A 19,919-nucleotide genomic window follows, 5' to 3' on the forward strand; every position below is an offset into this window, starting at 1 on the left:
ATGTCGATGACGTTTCCCTTCCTGTCCCGATCCGGGCATGTCTCCTTTCTCAACAATGGTGTCGAAGACTGGGCCCTGGCCCTGGGCGTGGCGCTTGGCAGTGCGGTCGCGATGGTGTTCCTGCGCGCGTTCGTGCTGCGGCGCATGGAAGCGCTGTCGCGCCGCACGGAAACCCGGCTGGACGACTTCGTCACGGCGATGCTGTCGAAGACGTATCTGCTGTTCATCCTCGTGTTCGCCGTGTATTTCGGCAGCACGTTCCTGGAGCTGACGGCCAGGCAGGACAAGTTCGTCACCCGCATCGCCATCGCATCGCTGCTGCTGCAGGCGGCGATCTGGGGCGACACGGGATTGCGCGCATGGCGCGACCGGTTCAGCATCGGCCCCGTCGACGGCGCGCGGCGCGCATCGAGCAGCGTGCTGTGCTTCATCTCGCGGCTGCTGCTTTGGGTGGTCGTCACCCTGATGATCCTCGATAACTTCGGCATCAACATCACGACCCTCGTGGCCAGCCTGGGGATCGGCGGCGTGGCCGTCGCGCTCGCCACGCAGAACATCCTGGGCGACCTGTTCGCTTCGCTGTCGATCATGCTGGACAAGCCGTTCGAGGTCGGCGATTTCATCATCGTGGGCGACGTGCTCGGGTCGGTGGAACACATCGGCCTCAAGACGACGCGCGTGCGCGGGCTGGGCGGCGAACAGGTCGTGTTTTCCAACGGCGAGCTGCTGAAAAGCCGCATCCACAACCACAAGCGCATGCAGACGCGGCGCGTGGCGTTCGTCCTGCGCGTCGCGTACGGGACGCCGGAAGACCAGCTGTGCCGCATCCCGCAGATCATCCGCGAGATCGTCTCCGGCCAGCAGAACGTCGACTTCGAGCGCGCCCATTTCTTCAGCTGGGGCCAGTGGTCGCTGGATTTCGAAGTCGTGTACCACTTCCGCAGCCCGGACTACATCCTGCACATGGATGCGCAGCAGGCGATCTTCCTCGAGATCTACCGCCGCTTCCAGAAGGAAGGCATCGAGTTCGCGCACCCGCTGTCGATCGTGCGGCTGGACGACCCGAAGCTCGCGGAATCCTTCCTGCGCCGCGGCGATGCGATGCCGCCGGGGCCGTCCGTGCACTGATTGTTGCACCAAAATAGACAGACTCATCCTACAAGTCAGCCGTAGGTAGTCCTATTCACCATGCATAAGGACGGGCTTACCATGGACTCACCTCTTCCCGATCGGGCGTCACGAGACGCTGATCCGGCAGAGGAAGTGCAAATGCGCTCAACCCACTTAAAGGAGAACGATCATGGCATCGAACAACCAGCAAGGCGGTAACAAAGGCAACAACCAGAGCGGCGATACCAGCAACCGCGGTTTCGCATCGATGGACCCGCAAAAGCAGCGCGACATCGCATCGGAAGGCGGCCGCGCCGCCCACGCTTCGGGCAATGCCCACGAGTTCACCTCGGAAGAAGCCCGCCGCGCCGGCTCCATGAGCCACAAGAACGACGGCAACAGCCAGAGCGGTAACCGCGGCAACTCGCAGAGCGGCAACAGCACGCGCGGCGGCACGCCGGAGCAGCACGCCCGAGCCGGCTCGCAGAGCCACAAAAACGACAACAAACGCTGATCACTCGCTGCTTGTCGTGACGAAAACCGCTGGCTTCGGCCGGCGGTTTTTGTATTTGCGTGACGCGTCCGAATAATCATCATGCATTCGTCCGCATCCAATTGTGCGGGGCCAAACGGGGGAAGGATGATATATTTTTGGCACTATATTTCACATTCCTTTCGTGTAGTAACTGCAAGTCACCAGCAGCGCATGCGGGCATGGGTCACACATCACTTTTCGAACAGGATCAGCGAATGAACAAAAATATTGCCATTGTCGGTGCTGGGTTTTCCGGAGCTGTCATCGCCCACCAGCTGGCCCATGCGGGCTACAACGTCGAGATCTTCGAGGCGCGCGACCACATCGCGGGCAATTGCCACTCGGAGCGCGACAGCGAGACCGGCGTCATGGTCCACGTGTATGGACCGCACATTTTTCACACCGATAACGAACGGGCGTGGGAATTCGTCAACCGTTTTTCCGAATTCATGCCCTATGTGAACCGCGTGAAGGCGATCACGAACAACCGCGTGTTCACCCTGCCGATCAACCTGCTGACGATCAACCAGTTCTTCGGCAAGACGTTCCGCCCGGCCGAAGCCCAGGCGTTCATCCAGTCGCTGGGCGACAAGTCGATCGAGAATCCGCAGACGTTCGAGGAACAGGCGCTGCGCTTCGTGGGACGCGAACTGTACGAAGCGTTCTTCAAGACGTACACGATGAAGCAGTGGGGCCTGCATCCGAGCGAACTTCCGGCCAGCATCCTGAAGCGCCTGCCCGTGCGCTTCAATTACGACGACAACTACTTCAACCACAAGTACCAGGGCATGCCGAAGGACGGCTACACGGCGCTCGTGGAAAACGTCCTGAAGGTGCCGGGCATCAAGGTGCACCTCGGGACGCGCTTCGATCCGGCGTCCAAGGCGGACTACGACCACGTGTTCTACAGCGGCCCGATCGACGCCTGGTTCAAGCACGTGGAAGGCCGGCTGCCCTACCGCACGCTGGATTTCGAAGTCTTCCGCGACACCGGCGACTACCAGGGCAACGCCGTCATCAACTACTGCGACGATTCGCAGACCTATACGCGCATCACCGAGCACAAGCACTTCTCGCCGTGGGAACAGCACGAGCGCACGGTCTGCTACATGGAGTACAGCCGCCAGTGCGAGGAAAACGATACGCCGTACTACCCGATCCGCCAGGCGCGCGAAAAGGCGCAGCTGGAAAAATACGTGAACCTGGCGCGCACCGAGCCGAACGTGACTTTCGTCGGCCGGCTCGGCACCTATCGCTACCTCGACATGGACGTGACCATCCACGAGGCGCTGCTCACCGCGGACAAGTTCCTCGAGGCCGCGCGCGAAAACGTCCGGATGCCCGCCTTCGCGATCGACCCGCTGGCCTGATCAGCGGGCCTCGAGGATCACCACCGCGCCGCCCGCCCCCGCCAGTTCCAGGGCCAGGGCGTCGCGCGGCGTCACGTCCGTCGCGCGCAGTTTGACGTTGTTCGGCGTGGCGCCGTCTTCCCAGATCGTGGCCTTGTAGCGCCCGGCCGGCAGGAAGTCCAGCGGCACGCGCTTCGTCGTCGCACCCTCGTCGGCGGACATCGCGCCCACATACCACGTCGTGCCCAGTCGGCGCGCCAGCACGATATCCTTGCCCGGCTCGCCGGAAAGGAAGCGCGTCTCGTCCCACGCCGTCGGCACCTTGCGGATGAAATCGAAGCCTTCGGCGTCGCGGTAGGCATCCGGATCGTCGGACACCATCTGCAGCGGGCTGTCGTACACCACGTACTTCGCCAGCTCCTGGCCGCGGGTGTTCTGCACGAACGGCAGCTCGGCGCGCACCTGGAACGTCGCGGGCGTGACGTTGCGGAAGCCACCCGGCGTGTAATCGAGAGGCCCGGCCAGCATGCGCGTGTACGGCAACATCAGGTTGTGCTCGGGCGTGACGAACGTCTTCATCTTGTCCCACTCCGCGCCCAATACCCCTTCCTGCGTGATGAAGTTCGGATACGTGCGCTGCAGGCCGGCCGGGACGTAGGCGCCATGCAGGTCCAGCAGCAGGTGGCGCTGGGCCGTGGCGCGCGCGACGCGCTCGTAGAACTCGACCACGTCCTGGTCGTCGCGACTCATGAAGTCGATCTTGACGCCCTTGATGCCCCAGCGCGCATAGGTGTCGAGCACCTCGTCCATGCGCTCCCGCACGTGGTCCCAGTGGGCCCACAGGATCAGGCCCACGCCCTTCGAGGCCGCATAGCTGACCAGTTCCTGCATGTCGATGCCGTCGGCGCTGCGGGTGATGTCCGTGGTCGGCAGCGCGACCCAGGCGTCGGCGTTGGCACCTTTGGACCAGCCCGCGTCGATCAGGTAGTACGGGAAGCCTGATGCGGCGGCGAAGTCGATGTAGCGGCGGTAGGCCGCCATGTCCGGCTTCATGCCCATGAGCGGACCCGACCACCAGTCCCATGCGGCCTTGCCGGGCTTGACCCAGCTGAAATCGCCCTGCGGGGCGGGATTCAGGTTGCCGACCAGGTTCGAGGCGATCAGATCGCCCGGCCGGTTGCCCAGCATGACGACGCGCCAGGCGGTCTGCAACCCGCCCTGCGATGCGTAAACGGGCGCGGCGCGTCCCGGCACCGGCGACAGATGCACGCGCAGGCCGGCGCCGTCGCGCCACAGCGACGCACCCGTGTAGCCCCCGAGGTCAGCATGGGTGATCGCGTAGGCGGTGCGGCCGGACGGCGTCGTGCACACGACCGGCACGTCGTAGCCCTTCTTGTCGTCCAGCTGGGTGATCTTCTGGCGTGCGAACGGCACTTCGTGCGCGCCGTCGAACGCCGAGATCAGGCAATCCGGGTCGCCCGCAGGCACGAAGCCCGTCTTTTCGCCGCGCAGGCGCACCGGTGCGCCGCCGTCGATGCGGTAGCGGAAGGCGACGCCGTCGTCGTAGGCGCGCACGTCCACGAGCAGGCGGCGCGTGGCATCCGCGCGGTCGCGGAACTGGAGCGTCGCGGCGCGGTAGTGGTCGCGCGCGCTCGACGCCTTGGTCGCGACGAGCGGAATGGCGCGGTCCACGCTCGTTTTGGTCACCTTCTCCAGCACGAGCGCGCCGAGGTCCGGCTGGCCGTCGAATTCGAGGCCCAGCGGCGACGCAGCGATCACCGTTTCGCCGCCGCGCGTCACGACGTAACTGCCGCCGTCCCGCGCAATCTTGATGACGGCCCGCCCGTTCGGCGACGTCACCGCGACCTGGCCCGCGGAAGCGGCGCAGGCGGCACCGCTGAAGGCGGCCAGCACCGCCAGTGTCAGCATACGAATGTTCATGTCAGAATCCGATCTTGAAACTGGAGGCGGTCGTGGTCGGCAGGCTGGCCGGCACGTCGATCACGAGGGCGTCGTCCTGCTGCTTCCAGCGCAGCGGCGCGGTGGCGCCCACGAGCGACACCGACTTGACCGGGCGTTTCTCCAGCCCGGCCTTCGTACCGAGCGACGCGATGCGCACCTGCCCCTTCGGCTCGCCCAGCGTGATGGCGTACACGGACCCGCCCTTGGTGGTGAAGCGGATGTCGGCGGCCGTATAGTCCGCGTTTTCCTTGAATGCGCCGCCTTCCGTCTTCGTCGGGCCTTCGCCGAACGTCTTCCACGGCCGCGTGCCGTAAATGGCTTCGCCGTTGACCTGGATCCAGGCCGCCATCTCGTCGAGGAACTTGCGCGACTCGGGCGGCAGGCTGCCGTCCGGGTACTGCACGACGTTGAGGAGCAGGTTGCCGTTCTTGCTGACGATGTCCGCCAGCATGGTCACGACGTCGCGCGTGGTCTTGTACTTGTAGCCCTCGCTGTAGAACCAGTCGCCCATCGACGTGTCGGTCTGCCACGGCAGCGGCTGGATGCCGTTCATGACGCCCCGCTCGACGTCCTGCACGCCGGCCTTGCGCAGGAACTCGCCGGAGCCGATGTCCTTGTGGTTGTACACGGCTTCCAGCTTGCCGTGCGTCTTGATGTTCTCGTTGTAGAAATTGGCGACGAGGGTCCTGCCGGTGTCGCCGAACGGAATGCCGCCGTCGGTGTAGAGCAGGTCCGGCTTGTAGTGCGTCACGAGGTCGGTGATGCGGTTGAACCATTCCTGGTGATACGCCGCGTCCTTCGTGTACCACTTATGGCCACCGCCGAACAGCTCGTCATGCTTCGGGTGGTACAGGTCCGCGTACTGCGGATCGGCGCCGTCGTAAGGCACGCCGAGCTGCGGGAACACCTCGTCGTGGCCATGGCTCGTGCCGAACCAGCCGTAGCTCGCGCCAAGGTGCTCGGACACGCCGAAGTGCAGGCCCGCCTTGACGGCCGCCTTCTGCCAGGCGCCGACGATGTCGCGGTGCGGGCCCATCTTGACGGCGTTCCAGCGGTGGTACTTCGAATCCCACAGGTCGAAATTGTCGTGGTGGACGCCCATGCTGACGAAATACTTCGCGCCGGCCTTGGCGTACAGCGCCATCAGGGCGTCGGGATCGAATTTCTCGGCTTTCCACAGCGGGATGATGTCCTTGTAGCCGGACTTGCTCGGGTGGCCATAGTGCTTGAGGTGGTGTTCGTACTGCGGCGTGCCGTAGATGTACATATTGCGCGCGTACCAGTCGCCGGCGCGCGGCACGGCCTGCGGGCCCCAGTGCGACCAGATGCCGAACTTGGCGTCGCGGAACCAGTCCGGCGTCTCGTATTTGTCCAGCGAGGCCGGATCGGCGGCGAACGGGCCGGCGACGTGCGTCAGCTGGACGGCCTGGTCGGCAGCGGATGCCAGCGGACCGGCGAACACGCCGCACAGGATGAGGGTGGAAAGAAGTGAGCGGCGCAATTCGGTCTCCTTGGTTTTTAATCTATAACGTACAGCCGCGATTATAGATGCACCCAAGGAGTCCCCGCAACAGCTTATTTTGTCCGCGCAACGGTGACCGCCTTCCTTCCTTCCAGCGCCAGCTCGTAGCGCCGCTCGCCGATCCTGCGGATCGTCCCGCCGTCGCTGCGGGGTGCGCTCGCACTCGTGAACCGCAGGACGCCCTGCCCTGCCACGGGCGTCACCCGGATCGTCTTGGCGTCCGCGTACACGGCGATGTCGCCGTGCGGCGTCGGCACCTTCCCGTCGATCCATGCGAGGCCGCCCAGGTCCGGCTCGACGACATAAGCCGCGTAACCGGGCTGCGTCGGCTTCACGCCCAGGTAGTATTTGCCGAGCAGGTAGAGCGGGCTCGCGCCCCAGGCGTGGCACAGGCTCATGCCGAACGGCTTGCCGTACATCGCGTAGCGCGCGACGCCCTCCACCTTCGGATCGTACTGCTCCCAGAAGCAGGTCGCGCCCGCACGCAGCATGCCGCCCCAGTAATCCTTGATCTGGCCCGTGACGTAGCGCTGCTGCCCGCTTTCCGCCAGCGCCGCGAGTTCGTAGAAGCGCATGTACGGGGTCGTGATCTTCGGCACCGTGTCGCTCTTGAGGACGTTGCGGCGCACGGCGGCCGCCTGCGCGTCGTCCAGGTAGCCGAACATCAGCGCGAACATGTTCGGATGGCGCGTGACGAGCGGGTCGATCCTGCCGTCCTTGCGGCCGTGGATGAATACCTGCCGGCGCGGGTCCCAGAACGCGGCCATGATCTTCGCCTTCAGGTCCGCGGCGAGCTGGCGGTACGTGGCGGCCTTCGCGTCGTCGTGCGCGAGCGCGGCGCAATCGGCCATCGCCTCGAGACTCCTGGCGAACAGCAGCTGGATGACGGCCAGCTCGCCGTCCTTGGGCATGTCGGCCCAGTCGACGAACACCCAGTCGCCCGGCAAGCCTTCCAGCATGCCGTTCGCGTTGCGGCGCGCGAGCACGAAGTCCATCAGGGTCGTCATGCGCGGGTAAACGCTCTTCACGAAGTCCGCGTCGCCCGTGTACTGGTAGTAGTCGCGGATGCCGATGAACCAGTACAGGGAGTAATCCAGGATCGTGTTGATGTGCATGTCGACCGGATCCGCGCCGCGCAGCGCCCACGTCGTCCGCTTGACCGTATCGCTGTCGAAGAACGTGTAGTAGTTCATCAGGTAGGTCTGCACGGCATCGCCGGACCAGACCCAGTGGTCGCGCTTGACGCCGTCGATGAAGAATTCGCGCGTGTTCAGCTCCAGCGTGCGCTGGGCGACGTCCCAGATCCGGTTCAATTCGTCGTCGGAACTCTTGAACGTGCCGCGGTGCGCGACCGGCAGGTATTCGTACAGCAGCGCCACATCGTCGATATGTATGCCGCCATCGAAGCGGATGTTCACGTAGCGCATGGCGCGCGACGTGGGCGCGACGAAGTCGCCGCGGTGGTCCGCGAGGGTGAAGCGGTCGAGGGTTTCGGCGCCCTCCACGGACAACGCTTCCTCTTTCGACTCGCCGTAGTACAAGGCGATCTTGCCGCTGCCCGCGAGGTTCTTCAGCTTGACGAAGCCCGTCGTCTCCCGGCCGAAGTCGACGAGGATGGCGCCCTCCGCGCGCGTGACGGCGACGGCCGGGATCTCGCGGGTGGGCAGGCGGTAGCGGGATGGCGGCGTGTCCGGCGCGGCGAGGTTCCAGTGCGCCGCATGGGCCGTCGGCGCACCGGGACGCGGACCGACCGACCATGACGCGTCGGAGCGGATCGTCCTGCCCTGCACGAACACGGCCGGCGGCGAGGCCGCGTTATAGACCTGCAGGTTGAGCGTGTGCTTGCCGGCGGGGACGCGCACGTGGCGCTGGTCGCCATGCACGAACCGGCCGTCGATGGCGACGTTGTGGATGCCTTCGACGGCGATGTCGATGTCTTCCGGCGCGGCCAGGTCGACCTGCCGGATGAAGTTCACCTGCGGCTGGTGGTTGTACAGGCGCCAGAACGGGGGCCAGGCGACGTCGCGCTCGACGCGCTGCGCCTGCATCCGGTTGGAGAGCCAGATCTCGAAATCGCCCGGGGACCAGATCCAGGTCGCCGTGCCCTGCGCTCCCGCGAGGCCGCAGACGAGCGACAGCAGGAGACCGATGAAGAGTGAATACATGCGCATGCGCGAATTGTATTCACCTTCGTCACCGGTCTTGCGCGTTTGGGCGATTTAATCGCCCGGTTGAGCGATTTCTGCGCTCAGCCCGCGGCCTTTGCCATCCCGTCCTTCGGCGTCATGCGCGCGGTCAGTGCGGCGATCGGCAGCGGATTGACGTTCTCGGCGTTGACGACATCGTCGAAGTCCTGCTGTTCCGCCTGGGCGAGGAAGCGCTGGGCCTTGTTGCTCGGGGCGGTCGTCTGGATCAGGTGGTGCATGCTGGCGGCCGTCTTGTCCCACGACGTGTTGGCGACGATGGCGCGCATGCGTTCCTTCAGCGCGGCCTGCTGCTCGTCGTTCATGGTCAGCATGCGCTCGCAGGCGGCGATGAATTTCTCCGGCGTGTCCGCGATCGCGACGACGTCGCCGTACGGCACCTTCACGTCCGTGATCGGGGTGCTGACGGACGGCAGTTCGGCCGCCATGTATTCCAGCACCTTGGTCGGGCTGATGAACTTGGTCGACTCGTTCAGCGCGAACGGCAGCAGGCAGACGTCCCAGCCGGCCAGGAATTGCGGCAGCTGTTCGTACGTGCGCTGGCCCATGTAGTGGATGTTGTGCGCGCGCGGCAGGTTGGCCGGGTCGATCTTCACGACCGGACCCACCAGGACGATCTGCCAGTCCGGACGGGCCTGGGCGACCTGGCTTACGAGGTCAGTGTCGAAGCGCTCGTCGATGACGCCGTAGAAGCCCAGGCGCGGACGGGCGACGTGCGCCTGCTCCGGGTGGCTGTAGTCGCGGTCCAGCGCCTTCTGGAAGTGTTTTGCGTCGACGCTGCTCGAGAAGCAGTGCGCGTTGGCGTGGCGCTCGCGCTTGGACTGGTACAGGCTCGGACCGCCCGTGAAGCACAGGTCGGCGATGTTGAGCAGTGCGTTTTCGCGCTGCAGCAATTGTTTCGGGGCGTTCTTGAAGGCCGCCAGTTCGTCCATGCAGTCGTAGATGACGAGTGCCGGATCGAAGCCTTGCAGCAGCGGCAGGGCCATCGGGGTGTAGAACCAGACGACGGGACGCTCGCCTTCCGGGACGAGGTCGGCCAGCAGCGTTTGCAGCGTAGGGATCTGGTCGTCGTGGAAGCCGGGTGCCTGGATGCCGGTATGCGGCTGGCACACTGTGATGTTCGGCGCAACGGCCGTCTTCTTCAGGTGCGCCTTGCCCTCGTCATACACCGGCTCCTCGACAAACAGGATTCGGTAGTGTTCCGCCAGGCGAGTCATGAGGTGCTGGGGGCGCTGGAAGACAAAGTCCCAGCGCAGATGGCAAAACACGATCAGGGTCGGCATGTTGATTTCCTTTCGCCTTGGGGCGTTCTAGTTGATCTGGATTCAAGGCCGGAACCTGATGCGTCGATGCTCTGGAAAACACCGACAGATCAGGTGCCGGACCAGTGAATCGTATCATGCAAAATTCTTAATATTTTCATTTATGCATTGCAACATTTGCATTGGGAAACCTAGTGGACACCTTGCGGTCCGGGTCTCCCTAGGAGAGCTCGGCAGAGTGCCAAAAAATGTAGGTTCCCTCCTACGCGGACAATAGAAAAAACACTACGAAGTGGGATCATCTACGCTTGCGTGACGACGTGTGCAGTGCCGCAATAACAGGGTCACATCTGACGGAACTGACGGCCGTACGCCTCGCTCACGGCGAGCTTTTCGGTCCTGCCCTTGAGCAGGATTTCCATCGCCGTCCCGTCCCGGACGATGTGGTCGATGGCCTGCAGGTTGACGATCGCGGCGCGGTGCACCTGCACGAACTGGCTGGGATCGAGCTGTTCGATCAAGGCTTTCAGCGGCAGCCGTATCAGCGCATCCCCGCCCGCCGTGGCGACACGCGTGTATTTACCGTCGGATTGGAAAAACTGGACTTCGCTCACCATCACCAGGCGCACGATATTGCCCACGGAAGCCCTGAGCCATTTCAGGTAGGTGACGGGTGCCGGCGGGCTGGACAGTTGCCGCCAGAGATCGGCGGGCGGCCTGTTGCCGTCACGTCCGCGCGCTTTGAGGCGCTTGACCGTTTGCATCAGCCGTCCGGTATCGAGGGGCTTCACGAGATAGTCGGCGGCGCCCGTCTCGAACGCCCGCAGCGCGTGTTCGGCATAGGCGGTGACGAACACGACCTGGGTGGCGTCCGGGATGTGGCGCGCGACTTCCAGCCCGTCCAGGCCCGGCACCTGGATGTCGAGGAACACGACGTCCGGCCGCAGGGACTCGACGAACGCCACGGCCTCGATGCCGTTCTCGGCCTCCGCGCCGATCTCCAGTTCGGGCCACAGTGCGTGCAACTGGTCGCGGAGTTCTGCACGCAGCAACGGTTCGTCTTCGACGATGAGGGCGATCGGCATGTCAGGCTCCGGTCGCGGCCAGCGGCAGGGTCAGGACCGCTACCACGCCGCCTTCGGCCGCCCCGGAAACCGTCAGCGATGCGGCGCCGCCATACAGCAAGGCGAGGCGCTCGTGGATATTGGACAGTCCGAACCCCTGCCCTGCCTGGTCGGTGAAACCGACGCCGTCGTCGTTCACCAGCAACTGCAGGGCGCCGCCTTCGGTCCGCGCGGCGATCGTCACCGTGCCGGGACGGGTCGCGCGTTCCAGCCCATGCTTGACGGCATTCTCGACGAGGGAGATCAGCATGGCTGGGGGCATGGGCACGGCAAGCAGGTCATCGGGCGCATCGATCCGGAAGCGCAGGCGCGGCCCCATGCGCACGCTCATGAGCGACAGATAGTTGCGTGCCAACGCCAGTTCGCGTCCAAGTGTCGAGGAGACGGCGCGCATGTCGTGCAGCGCGCTCTGCAGGTAGCCCACCAGGCTGTCGAGCATGCCCTGGGCGCGTTCCGGGTCGGTGCGGATCAGGTATTTCAGGTTGGCCAGCGTATTGAACAGGAAATGCGGCTCCACCTGGGCCTGCAGGGCGCTCAGCCGGGCATGCAGGGCCGCCCGCTCGAGTTCTTGCGCGCGCCGGGCCGTCTCCATCGCCAGTCCGCGCTGGCGCAGGCGTTCGCGCAGCAGGCCCGCCACCGTTTCCACCGCCTGCAACGCCTGGCCGGGCGCAAGGAATAACTGCAGTCCGGGGAGGTGCTCGATACGGATACAGGTCGTACCGCCTTCATCGCGGCTGATCCGGATGCGGACATGGCTGTGGAGCCGAAGCGGTCGGCGGGAGCCAAGGGCCATCGTTCCGTGGAACGGGTCGTGGTCGAATGCAGGCGGACCCGCGTAGCCCAGCGCCGTACCGGCACCGACACTGGACAGGACCTCGGCGCACAGATCGAATGTGGTCATGGGGTCGAACGCCGAGCTTGCTTCGCGGCGGACACGCGCAGCCATCCAGTCGCTGGTCAGCGGCGTGCCGGACGCCCGCAAACCATCGAGATGCTGCCGGGCCAGGCCGATGGCAGTCGCGCTGCATCCCAGCAACGGCAAAACCAGCGACACCAGCAGCGTGGTGGGCAGGTTCCAGACGTCGAGATGGCGCAGGCTTTCGAAGCGCCATGCAAGGATCAGCCCGAAGGCCAGGATGACCACCCACGCCAGCATAACGGTCGCACCATGCCGCAGGATCGTTTGCACGATATAGCGCCGTGCCAGCTTGTGGTCCTGCGGCACGGCCGGCAGGCGGAATGGAACAGTCATGATGGACCCCTGGTAACGTTCGACAAGGATCATTGTATCGGCGCCCTGATGACCCGGCGGACGCTGCGACGAAGGGGACCGCCCGTGGCATGAATGCGTTTTTTCGGGTTTGAACGGCCGAGGCAACGGCCCTCAGGCCGAAAGATAGGGTTCCGCGTCTTCCGGTTCACCGGCGGTATCGAAGCCGCGGGCCAGCAGCACGCCGTCGAGGCCGACCGTGCCCAGCGCATCGCACAAGTCTTCCAGCTCGGCCTCCAGGTGCGCGGCCAGGTCGAGCGGCTTGTCGACGGTGGCCAGCGGGGCGCCACCGTCCAGCGGGTACAGGTTGATGCGCAGCACCGGTTCGCCATTGGCCTCCAGCGGCGCGACGACGGCCTTGATGCGGTCCGGCGGGCGCTGCTGCTCTTCCAGTTTCTGGTTGACCTCGGCCAGGGTGGCGAGCATCGACAACTCGCCCACGCCCTGCTCCTTGGCGCCGTAGAACAGATCCTGGTACAGGAAATTCAGCTCGACTTCGGCAGGGTGGCGCGACAGGCAGCGCTGCAGCAGCGGCGACACGCTGCCGGCCCACATGCGATAGCGGGCCATGCGGCCTTCGAAGTACGCATCGGACGCCGCCTCGCCGGACGGCACCTTGTAGAACGGATCGTCGACCGGTTTCAGCGCGAAGCCGAGCAGGAAGCGCAGTTCCATCGCGTCGTCCTCCGGTTCGTAGTCGCCGCCGATCCATGGCCGCATGCTGGCCTCGATGGCCGGCGTGGCGACGAGCTTGCGCGAGCGCATCGCCTGCGCGGCTTCGCGCAGCATCTCCTGCAGGTGGCTGTAGCGGATGCGGTCGACGGCGTCCAGGTCGTACAGGTGGCGCACGAGCACGATGCGCGTGGCGGCGCTGGCGAGGCCGGATTGCCGGAAACTGTCCATCAGGGCGTCGAAATCGGCGTCGTCGCGGAACACGTCTTCCTGCACGAGGCCGCCCGTGCTGTGCACGAACAGCGGGATCATGAAGGCGTCGATTTCGAGTTCCATCTCGTCGTCGCCGCGCACGTGGTACGTGGCGGCCTCTTCTTCCACGCGCTCGCGCAGCAGGCGGCAGCAATCGGGATCCGTGTACTTCGCCACTTCGATGGCGCCGTACAGCACGTCGTCGTGTTTGCGGCGCAGCATGCGGCGCACGAGCACGGTCAGTTCTTCCTGGCGCGCGGTGAGCGCGGCCGCGTCGGGGCCTTCGCGCTCGGTGATCTCGAGCGCCAGGTCGACGAGGCTCTGGGCCAGCTCGTCGGGATCCGCTTCCACCGGCTTGGCCGTCTTGGCCGGCTTGGCCGGCTTGGCCGGCGTCGCCGACCTTCGGTTGGGCTGGGCCGACGGGCCCTTGGCCGGGCGCTTGTTGTTGGGCATGGCTGACTTCATCAAAGTTTACGAGCCACCATGGTAACAAATCGGTCGCGCGGGGCGAAGAACGCGTCAGCGTGCGGGGCGCGCGTCGAGGTGGGTCGTGAAGAATTCCGGACGCAGCTTGCGGGTGATTTCCAGCACCGGCATCACGTGGTCGAGGTGTTCGCGCATGGCGGCCACCGCGCGGGCAGGGTCGCGCGCCTCGATCGCGTCGACGACGGACCGGTGCTCTTCCAGCACCCCGGCCATGCGGCCTTCCAGCGGCAGGGTGAGCTGGCGGTAGCGGTCCATCTGCGTCTTGGCCTGCTGGATGATCGGCCACACGCCCGGATAGCCGGACAGCTCGGCCAGCAGTGCGTGGAAGCGCTCGTCCGTGCGGTGGAACGTGCCGAAGTCGTTCGCGGTGATGGCAGCCTCCTGCTCGGCCAGGATCGCGCGCAGGCGTGCCACGTCGTCCGGTCCCACGCGCTCGGCCGCCTTTTCGATGATCGCCGTCTCCAGCGCGTGGCGCACGAGGTTGGCCTCGTCCAGCGCGTCGAGCGGGATGCGGGACACGAACGTGCCCGAACGCGGCACGATCTCGATCAGGCCCTCGTCCGCGAGGCGCTGCACGGCCTCGTGCACGGGCGTGCGGCTCGTGCCGAACTCCTCGGCGATGTCGCGCTCGACGACGCGGGTGCCGGGCAGCATGTCCATTTCGACGATACGCCGGCGCAGGCACAGGTAGACGCGGCGCGACGCGGACAGGCCGTTCTCCGCCTCGGTCACGGGATTGGGTGGGGCCTGGTGGTTCATGGTCGGAAGTGTAGCGAATTCGGCATCGCGTCGCGCGGGATGATCGCGCCGCGGTGACGGATCACCGTGCAGGCCAGCCGGTGCCCGGCGCGCGCGGCGTCTTCCGGCCCCTTGCCCGACAGGCGCGCGGCCATGTAGGCGGCGCCGAACGAATCGCCGGCGGCCGTCGTGTCGATCACGTCGCTCACGGGCTCCGGCGCCACCTCGTGCACCGTGCCGTCGTGCCAGACGACCGCCGGATCGCCGCCGCGCTTGACGACGATCTCGCCCACGCCCAGCGTGCGCGTGCGTTCGATCGCGCCGGACGCGTCGCCCGGACCATGCAGCGCGACCTCGTCGTCCAGCGTGAGCAGCGCGATGTCGGCATGGGCCAGCACGCGGCCGTAGACGTCGCGCGCCGCGTCCGCGCTCTCCCACAGGCGCGGCCGGTAGTTGTTGTCGAAGACGACCTTGCCGCCCGCCGCGCGGCACCGCGCCAGCGTCGCGATCAGCACGTCGCGGTCGCCCGGGGACAGGATCGCGAGGCTGATGCCGGACAGGTACACCATGCGCGCCTCGGCCAGTTGCGCGAGTACCCGGTCGGCGTCCGGCGCCGCCATCCAGTGGCGCGCGGCGGAATCCTTGCGCCAGTAGTGGAAGCGGCGCTCGCCATCCGGGTCGGTCTCGATCATGTAGATGCCGGGCAGCCGGTCGGCCAGGCGCAGCACGCTGGCGGTGGCGATGCCTTCGCGCTGCCACGCGGCCAGCATCTCGGCGGACATGCCGTCCTGGCCCAGGCCCGTCACGTAGGCCACGTCGGCGACGGCCGGGTCGAGCAGGCGGGCCATGTACACGGCCGTGTTCAGCGTGTCGCCGCCGAAGCGGTAGTCGAGCGTGCCCTGTTCGCCGTGCTTCTGCAGTTCGATCATGCATTCGCCGATCGCGTAGACGGTGTGTGCTGCCATCGTGGGTCCTTGTGTTGAGTGTCGGCGAGAGTTTACCGGATGCCGGCGACGGCCGGGGCATCTGTTTTGCGGGGCGTGCGCGGACCGCCGTCACGGACCAGGGTCCAGACGACGACCGCCGCCAGCACGTCGAACACGGCCAGCACGACGAACAGCGGGCTGTAGCCCACGTGCGTGACCACCACGCCGAACACCAGCGTGAACAGGGTCGCGCCCAGGTAGCCGGACATGCCGGCCAGCCCGGTGGCGGTCGCCACTTCGTTCTTGCCGAAGACGTCGGACGTGATCGCGTACAGCGCGCCTGACAGCGTCTGGTGCGCGAAGCCGCCGATACACAGCAGGAAGATCGCGGTGTACGGGCTGGCCACGAGGCCGATGCAGCCCGGGGCGATCATGCACAGCGCGCCGAACGCGACGACCCATTTGCGTGACGCGAACAGGGAGACATTGAAATGCCGGTGCACGAACGGCGACAGATAGCCGCCCAGCACGCAGCCGATGTCCGCGGCGAGGAACGGCAGCCACGCGAACACCGCGATCTCCTTCAGGTCCATGTGGCGCTCCGTCGCCATGTACAGCGGGATCCACGCGTTGAACGTCTGCCACGCCGGCTCGGACAGGAAGCGCGGGATCGCGATCGACCAGAAGTTCCGGTTCCTGACGATCTCGCGCCACGACGCCCTCGCCGCGCTGTCCTGGTGCTTTGCCTCCTGGCCCGACAGGATGTGGTCGCGCTCCGTATCGGACAGCAGTTTCTGGTCGCGCGGGTGCTTGTAGAACACGACCCACAGCAGGGTCCACGCGATGCCCAGCCCGCCCACGATGACGAACGCCGACTTCCAGCCCGCGTGCAGGATCGCCCACACGACGAGCGGCGGCGCGCACAGGGCGCCGATCGACGAGCCGATGTTGAACCAGCCGATGGCGACCGACCGTTCCTTCGCCGGGAACCACTCCGTCGTCGCCTTGACGCCGGCCGGGATGCCCGCCGCCTCCGTCAGCCCGAGCAGGCCGCGGAAGAACGCCATGCTCTGCCAGCCCGAGGCCAGCGCGGCGCAGGCGCAGGCCAGCGACCAGGCGAACGCGAACACGGCGAAGCCGATCTTGGTGCCGATCGCGTCCAGCACGAAGCCGGCCACGGGCTGCATGACGGCGTAGCAGACCTGCCACGCGACGACGATGTACGAATACTGCTTCGTGTCGATATGCAGTTCCGCCATCATCGTCGGCGCCGCGACCGACAGCGTGTTGCGCGCAAGGTAGTTGACGATCAGGCCCAGCGTGACCAGCCCTACCATCCACCAGCGCATGCCCCTCATTTTGCTCATGTTGTCTCCTCCGGCGCCGTTTTTTGGGCGCGCAAGATCCCGGACCGCTCGGCGCGGAGGCGCCGGCGGTCTCTCTCGATCGGTTGTCGTCGTGTTTTAAGCCAGCAGTGCGCGGATGCCCTGCTGTTCGATGGCGCGCAGGTTCGCGGCCAGTTGCGCGCCCAGTCCCGGCACGGCGTTCAGGTCCCTGCCCCACAGCGAGGCGTGGCCGAGCCAGCCGTGCGCCAGGTCGTCCAGCGTCCATTCACCGCTGCCGACCTTGTCCCAGCCGGCCTTGAACCACGCCAGCGTGACCGGATCGTCCGCGAGGTCGATGATGCCGCCGCGGTACAGCACCATCGTCGCGGCCATGGCGAGCACGAGGCGGCGCGGCAGGCGGCCGTCGTGCAGTTCGGCGTAGCGCAGCAGTTGCGGCAGCACGCGCGCGGCGAACTTGCTCCAGCTGTTCAGCGCGATCGCCGCGAGCCGGTGGTGGATGGCCGGATTGCGGAAGCGGCGCAGCACGTCGGCGGCGAACGCTTCCAGTTGCGCGCGGTCCATCTCCAGCGCCGGGATGATCTCGTCGTCGATGGCCGCACGCAGGAACGCGCCCACCTGGGCGTCGTCGACGGCCGGACCGACCGCTTCCAGGCCCGCCAGCAGCGCGACCGGCACGAGGGTCGTGTGGCCGCCGTTCAGGATGCCGACCTTGCGCTTCTTGTACGGCGTGATGTCGTCGACGAGTTTCACGTTGAGGTCCGCGCCCGCCAGCTTCAGCTCTTCCCCGACCGATGGCGGGCCCTGGATCACGAACAGGTAGTAGTACTCGGCCGCCACGAGGAACGGGTCCGCGTAGCCCAGTTCCTGCTCGACCTGCGCGGCGTCCGCGGCCGGGTAGCCGGTGACGATGCGGTCGACGAGCGTGTTGCAGAACGTGCAGGCGTCGCCGATCCACGCGGCGAAGCCGGCCGGCAGGTCCCACAGGCGCGCGTAGTGCAGCACGGCGTTCTTCAGCGCTTCGCCGTTCTTGTCGATCAGTTCGCAGGGCAGCAGGACGAGGCCCTTGTCCTGGGCGCCGCCGAACGCCTGGTAGCGGGCGAACAGCAGTTGCGTGAGCTTGGCGGGGAACGTCACCGGCGGCGCGTCGGCCTGGCCATCGGTGTCGTTGACGACGATGCCCGCCTCCGTCGTGTTGGAGACGATGAAGCGCAGGTCGGGGTTCGACGCCTGGGCCAGGTAGTCGGCGTACATCGTGGCCGGATCGATCTCGCGCTGCACGCATTCGACCTTGCGGTACTGCTTGACCGGCAGCCCGGCCTCGTCCAGGCCGCGCACGAGCACGGTGAACAGGCCGTCCTGCACGTCCAGCAGCGGGGCCGAGCTACCGCCGCGCGGGCGCACGACGACGACGCCGGCGTTCAGGCCCGTGCGCTCGTTGAGCAGGTCGATTTGCCAGTCGAAGAAACCGCGCATGAAATTCCCCTGCCCGAACTGCAGGATCTTGACCGGCAGTGCGAACGGAGTGGTACGACGAAGTTGAGTCATGGGTCTGCCCTTACAGCGAAATATCGCGTTTCCAGAAAATGAAGTCGTATTGCTGCAGCCGGTCGGCCTTGCACTTGTATTGCCCGCCCGCCGTCGCGACGACCATGTCGAACAGGCCTTTCGCCACGTCGGGCAGCGGCTTGCCTTCGATGATCGGGCCGCAGTCGTAGTCGATCAGGTCGGACAGTTTGGCGGCCACGCGGCTGTTGCTGGAGATTTTCAGCACGGGCACGATCGGATTGCCGGTCGGGGTGCCGAGGCCCGTCGAGAACAGCACGACGTTCGCGCCGGACGCCACGATGCCGGTGACGGATTCGACGTCGCCGCCCGGGGTGCACAGCAGTGCCAGGCCTTGCTTGTCCGTCTGCTCGCCGTAGTCCAGCACGGAGACGATCGGCGACGTGCCGCCCTTCTTCGCGGCGCCGGCCGATTTCATCGCATCGGTGATCAGGCCGTCGCGGATATTGCCGGGGCTCGGGTTGTCGGCGAAGTGCGTGCCGACGGCCAGCGCGCGCTGTTCGAAGTCGCGCATCATGCCGAGGAAGCGGCGCTTGTCGTCGTCTTCCACGCAGCGTTCGATCAGCGACGACTCGACGCCGCACAGTTCCGGGAATTCCGCGAGGATCGACGAACCGCCGACGGCGACGACCATGTCTGATACATAGCCCATTGCCGGGTTGGCGGAGATGCCGGAAAAGCCGTCCGAGCCGCCGCATTTGACGCCGATCTTCAGGTGCGACAGCGGCATCGGCCGGCGCTGCACCTTGTTCGCGTCCTTCAGGTGCGTCAGGGTGTCCTGCAGCACCGCCTTCATCATCTTTTCTTCGCTGTCCCATTGCTGCTGTTCGTAGATCAGCACGGGCTTGGCGAAGTCGGGGTTCTGCTTCGCGAGGGCATCCTTGAACATGCCGATCTGCGCGTTCTGGCAGCCCAGCGAGAATACGGTGATGCCGGCCACGTTCGGGTGGTCGGCATACGCGGCGAGGATCTTGCACAGCGAACGCGCGTCCGCGCGCGTGCCGCCGCAGCCGCCGTTGTGCGTGATGATGCGCACGCCGTCCACGTTCGGGAATGGGCGCACGACGGGTTTCGGCGCTTCCATGTCCTCGCCCAGCAGCTGGAAGGTGAGCGAGGCAAGATCATTGGTCGCATAGCCCAGCGGGCCCTCCAGCGCATTGCGCAGGTGTTCCACGTTGCGGTTCTCGCAGAACACGAGCGGGAAGATCAGCCAGTAGTTGGCGGTGCCCACGCGGCCATCCGCGCGCACGACGCCGTCGAACGTGGCGTCCTTCACGTCGGCGACGTCCGGAGGCGTCCACGTATACGGCTTCGATTCCCCGATCTCGACCTCGGACGCGTAATGCGCGAGGTTGTCCGTCGTGACGGCCTCCCCTTTGCGGATCGGCTGCGTGGCCTTGCCGACGACGACGCCGTACATGGTCAGCAGCTCGCCCTCGGCGAAGGCGCGGCGCGCCAGCTTGTGCTTGGTCTTGATCTTTGTTGCGACGAGGATGTTCTCCCCGTTCCACGTCACGACATCACCCGGCGCCAGGTCGGTCAGGGCGACCAGCATGCTGTCGTCCGGGTGAATGCAGATTACTTTTTGCATGGTTGCC

General features: G+C 66.1%; 15 protein-coding genes. 3 read left to right on the forward strand and 12 right to left on the reverse strand.

All coding sequences use genetic code 11. The annotated features are described in order from the left end of the window. Positions 1-6: 6 nt before the first annotated feature. The 3 genes from ASD28_RS21000 to glf all read left to right on the forward strand — a co-directional run bounded on the left by ASD28_RS21000 (position 7) and on the right by glf (position 3,015). The gene (locus ASD28_RS21000; protein WP_160410377.1) at positions 7-1,128 is read left to right on the forward strand and encodes a mechanosensitive ion channel family protein; all 1,122 of its coding nucleotides are present in this window, start codon (positions 7-9) and stop codon (positions 1,126-1,128) included. Positions 1,129-1,300: 172 nt separating this feature from the next. After that, the gene (locus ASD28_RS21005; protein WP_056132769.1) at positions 1,301-1,624 is read left to right on the forward strand and encodes a KGG domain-containing protein; all 324 of its coding nucleotides are present in this window, start codon (positions 1,301-1,303) and stop codon (positions 1,622-1,624) included. Between the two features lie 236 nt (positions 1,625-1,860). After that, positions 1,861-3,015 carry a UDP-galactopyranose mutase gene (gene glf, locus ASD28_RS21010; protein ID WP_056132773.1) on the forward strand — a complete coding sequence of 385 codons (1,155 nt, stop codon included), beginning with the start codon at positions 1,861-1,863 and terminating at the stop codon, positions 3,013-3,015. On the opposite strand, the gene ASD28_RS21015 is transcribed toward glf, so the two are convergent. From ASD28_RS21015 to ASD28_RS21070, 12 genes are all read right to left on the reverse strand, one after another. Further along, entirely contained in the window at positions 3,016-4,935 is a 1,920-nt protein-coding gene (locus tag ASD28_RS21015; RefSeq protein WP_200948767.1) for a glycoside hydrolase family 97 protein, read from the reverse strand. 1 nt (position 4,936) lies between these two features. Further along, the gene (locus ASD28_RS21020; protein ID WP_056132779.1) at positions 4,937-6,457 is read right to left on the reverse strand and encodes an alpha-L-fucosidase; all 1,521 of its coding nucleotides are present in this window, start codon (positions 6,455-6,457) and stop codon (positions 4,937-4,939) included. Between the two features lie 74 nt (positions 6,458-6,531). Beyond that, positions 6,532-8,643 (reverse strand): amylo-alpha-1,6-glucosidase, encoded by a 2,112-nt coding sequence (locus tag ASD28_RS21025; protein WP_156650924.1) that lies wholly within the window; start codon positions 8,641-8,643, stop codon positions 6,532-6,534. Between the two features lie 83 nt (positions 8,644-8,726). After that, on the reverse strand, positions 8,727-9,965 hold the full coding sequence (locus tag ASD28_RS21030) for a glycosyltransferase (RefSeq protein ID WP_082577080.1): 1,239 nt from the start codon (positions 9,963-9,965) through the stop codon (positions 8,727-8,729). Positions 9,966-10,288: 323 nt separating this feature from the next. After that, positions 10,289-11,029 carry a LytTR family DNA-binding domain-containing protein gene (locus ASD28_RS21035; RefSeq protein ID WP_056132783.1) on the reverse strand — a complete coding sequence of 247 codons (741 nt, stop codon included), beginning with the start codon at positions 11,027-11,029 and terminating at the stop codon, positions 10,289-10,291. 1 nt (position 11,030) lies between these two features. Then, positions 11,031-12,320 (reverse strand): sensor histidine kinase, encoded by a 1,290-nt coding sequence (locus ASD28_RS21040; protein ID WP_056132786.1) that lies wholly within the window; start codon positions 12,318-12,320, stop codon positions 11,031-11,033. Positions 12,321-12,452: 132 nt separating this feature from the next. Beyond that, on the reverse strand, positions 12,453-13,715 hold the full coding sequence (locus tag ASD28_RS21045; protein ID WP_229411965.1) for a hypothetical protein: 1,263 nt from the start codon (positions 13,713-13,715) through the stop codon (positions 12,453-12,455). A 66-nt stretch (positions 13,716-13,781) separates the two neighbouring features. Next, entirely contained in the window at positions 13,782-14,507 is a 726-nt protein-coding gene (locus ASD28_RS21050; RefSeq protein ID WP_229411963.1) for a GntR family transcriptional regulator, read from the reverse strand. Beyond that, the gene (locus ASD28_RS21055) at positions 14,504-15,451 is read right to left on the reverse strand and encodes a sugar kinase (RefSeq protein WP_056132789.1); all 948 of its coding nucleotides are present in this window, start codon (positions 15,449-15,451) and stop codon (positions 14,504-14,506) included. The genes ASD28_RS21050 and ASD28_RS21055 overlap by 4 nt, the downstream gene beginning before the upstream one ends. Before the next feature lie 32 nt (positions 15,452-15,483). Continuing rightward, a complete protein-coding gene (locus ASD28_RS21060; protein WP_056132792.1) occupies positions 15,484-16,779 on the reverse strand; it encodes an MFS transporter in 1,296 nt (431 codons plus the stop codon). Between the two features lie 96 nt (positions 16,780-16,875). Further along, positions 16,876-18,303: a tagaturonate reductase gene (locus tag ASD28_RS21065; RefSeq protein ID WP_056132795.1), complete on the reverse strand. Its 1,428-nt coding sequence runs from the start codon at positions 18,301-18,303 to the stop codon at positions 16,876-16,878. Positions 18,304-18,313: 10 nt separating this feature from the next. Further along, entirely contained in the window at positions 18,314-19,912 is a 1,599-nt protein-coding gene (locus ASD28_RS21070) for a UxaA family hydrolase (protein ID WP_056132799.1), read from the reverse strand. Positions 19,913-19,919 lie beyond the last annotated feature (7 nt).

Source organism: Massilia sp. Root133 (assembly GCF_001426525.1).
GTDB lineage: Bacteria > Pseudomonadota > Gammaproteobacteria > Burkholderiales > Burkholderiaceae_D > Telluria > Telluria orientalis.

Coding starts and splice junctions, on each gene's coding strand:
- ASD28_RS21000 (WP_160410377.1), top strand. CDS start 7: ATGACGTTTCCCTTCCTGTCCCGATCCGGGCATGTCTCCTTTCTCAAC.
- ASD28_RS21005 (WP_056132769.1), top strand. CDS start 1,301: ATGGCATCGAACAACCAGCAAGGCGGTAACAAAGGCAACAACCAGAGC.
- glf (WP_056132773.1), top strand. CDS start 1,861: ATGAACAAAAATATTGCCATTGTCGGTGCTGGGTTTTCCGGAGCTGTC.
- ASD28_RS21015 (WP_200948767.1), bottom strand. CDS start 4,935: ATGAACATTCGTATGCTGACACTGGCGGTGCTGGCCGCCTTCAGCGGT.
- ASD28_RS21025 (WP_156650924.1), bottom strand. CDS start 8,643: ATGTATTCACTCTTCATCGGTCTCCTGCTGTCGCTCGTCTGCGGCCTC.
- ASD28_RS21030 (WP_082577080.1), bottom strand. CDS start 9,965: ATGCCGACCCTGATCGTGTTTTGCCATCTGCGCTGGGACTTTGTCTTC.
- ASD28_RS21035 (WP_056132783.1), bottom strand. CDS start 11,029: ATGCCGATCGCCCTCATCGTCGAAGACGAACCGTTGCTGCGTGCAGAA.
- ASD28_RS21040 (WP_056132786.1), bottom strand. CDS start 12,320: ATGACTGTTCCATTCCGCCTGCCGGCCGTGCCGCAGGACCACAAGCTG.
- ASD28_RS21045 (WP_229411965.1), bottom strand. CDS start 13,715: ATGCCCAACAACAAGCGCCCGGCCAAGGGCCCGTCGGCCCAGCCCAAC.
- ASD28_RS21050 (WP_229411963.1), bottom strand. CDS start 14,507: ATGAACCACCAGGCCCCACCCAATCCCGTGACCGAGGCGGAGAACGGC.
- ASD28_RS21055 (WP_056132789.1), bottom strand. CDS start 15,451: ATGGCAGCACACACCGTCTACGCGATCGGCGAATGCATGATCGAACTG.
- ASD28_RS21060 (WP_056132792.1), bottom strand. CDS start 16,779: ATGAGCAAAATGAGGGGCATGCGCTGGTGGATGGTAGGGCTGGTCACG.
- ASD28_RS21065 (WP_056132795.1), bottom strand. CDS start 18,303: ATGACTCAACTTCGTCGTACCACTCCGTTCGCACTGCCGGTCAAGATC.
- ASD28_RS21070 (WP_056132799.1), bottom strand. CDS start 19,912: ATGCAAAAAGTAATCTGCATTCACCCGGACGACAGCATGCTGGTCGCC.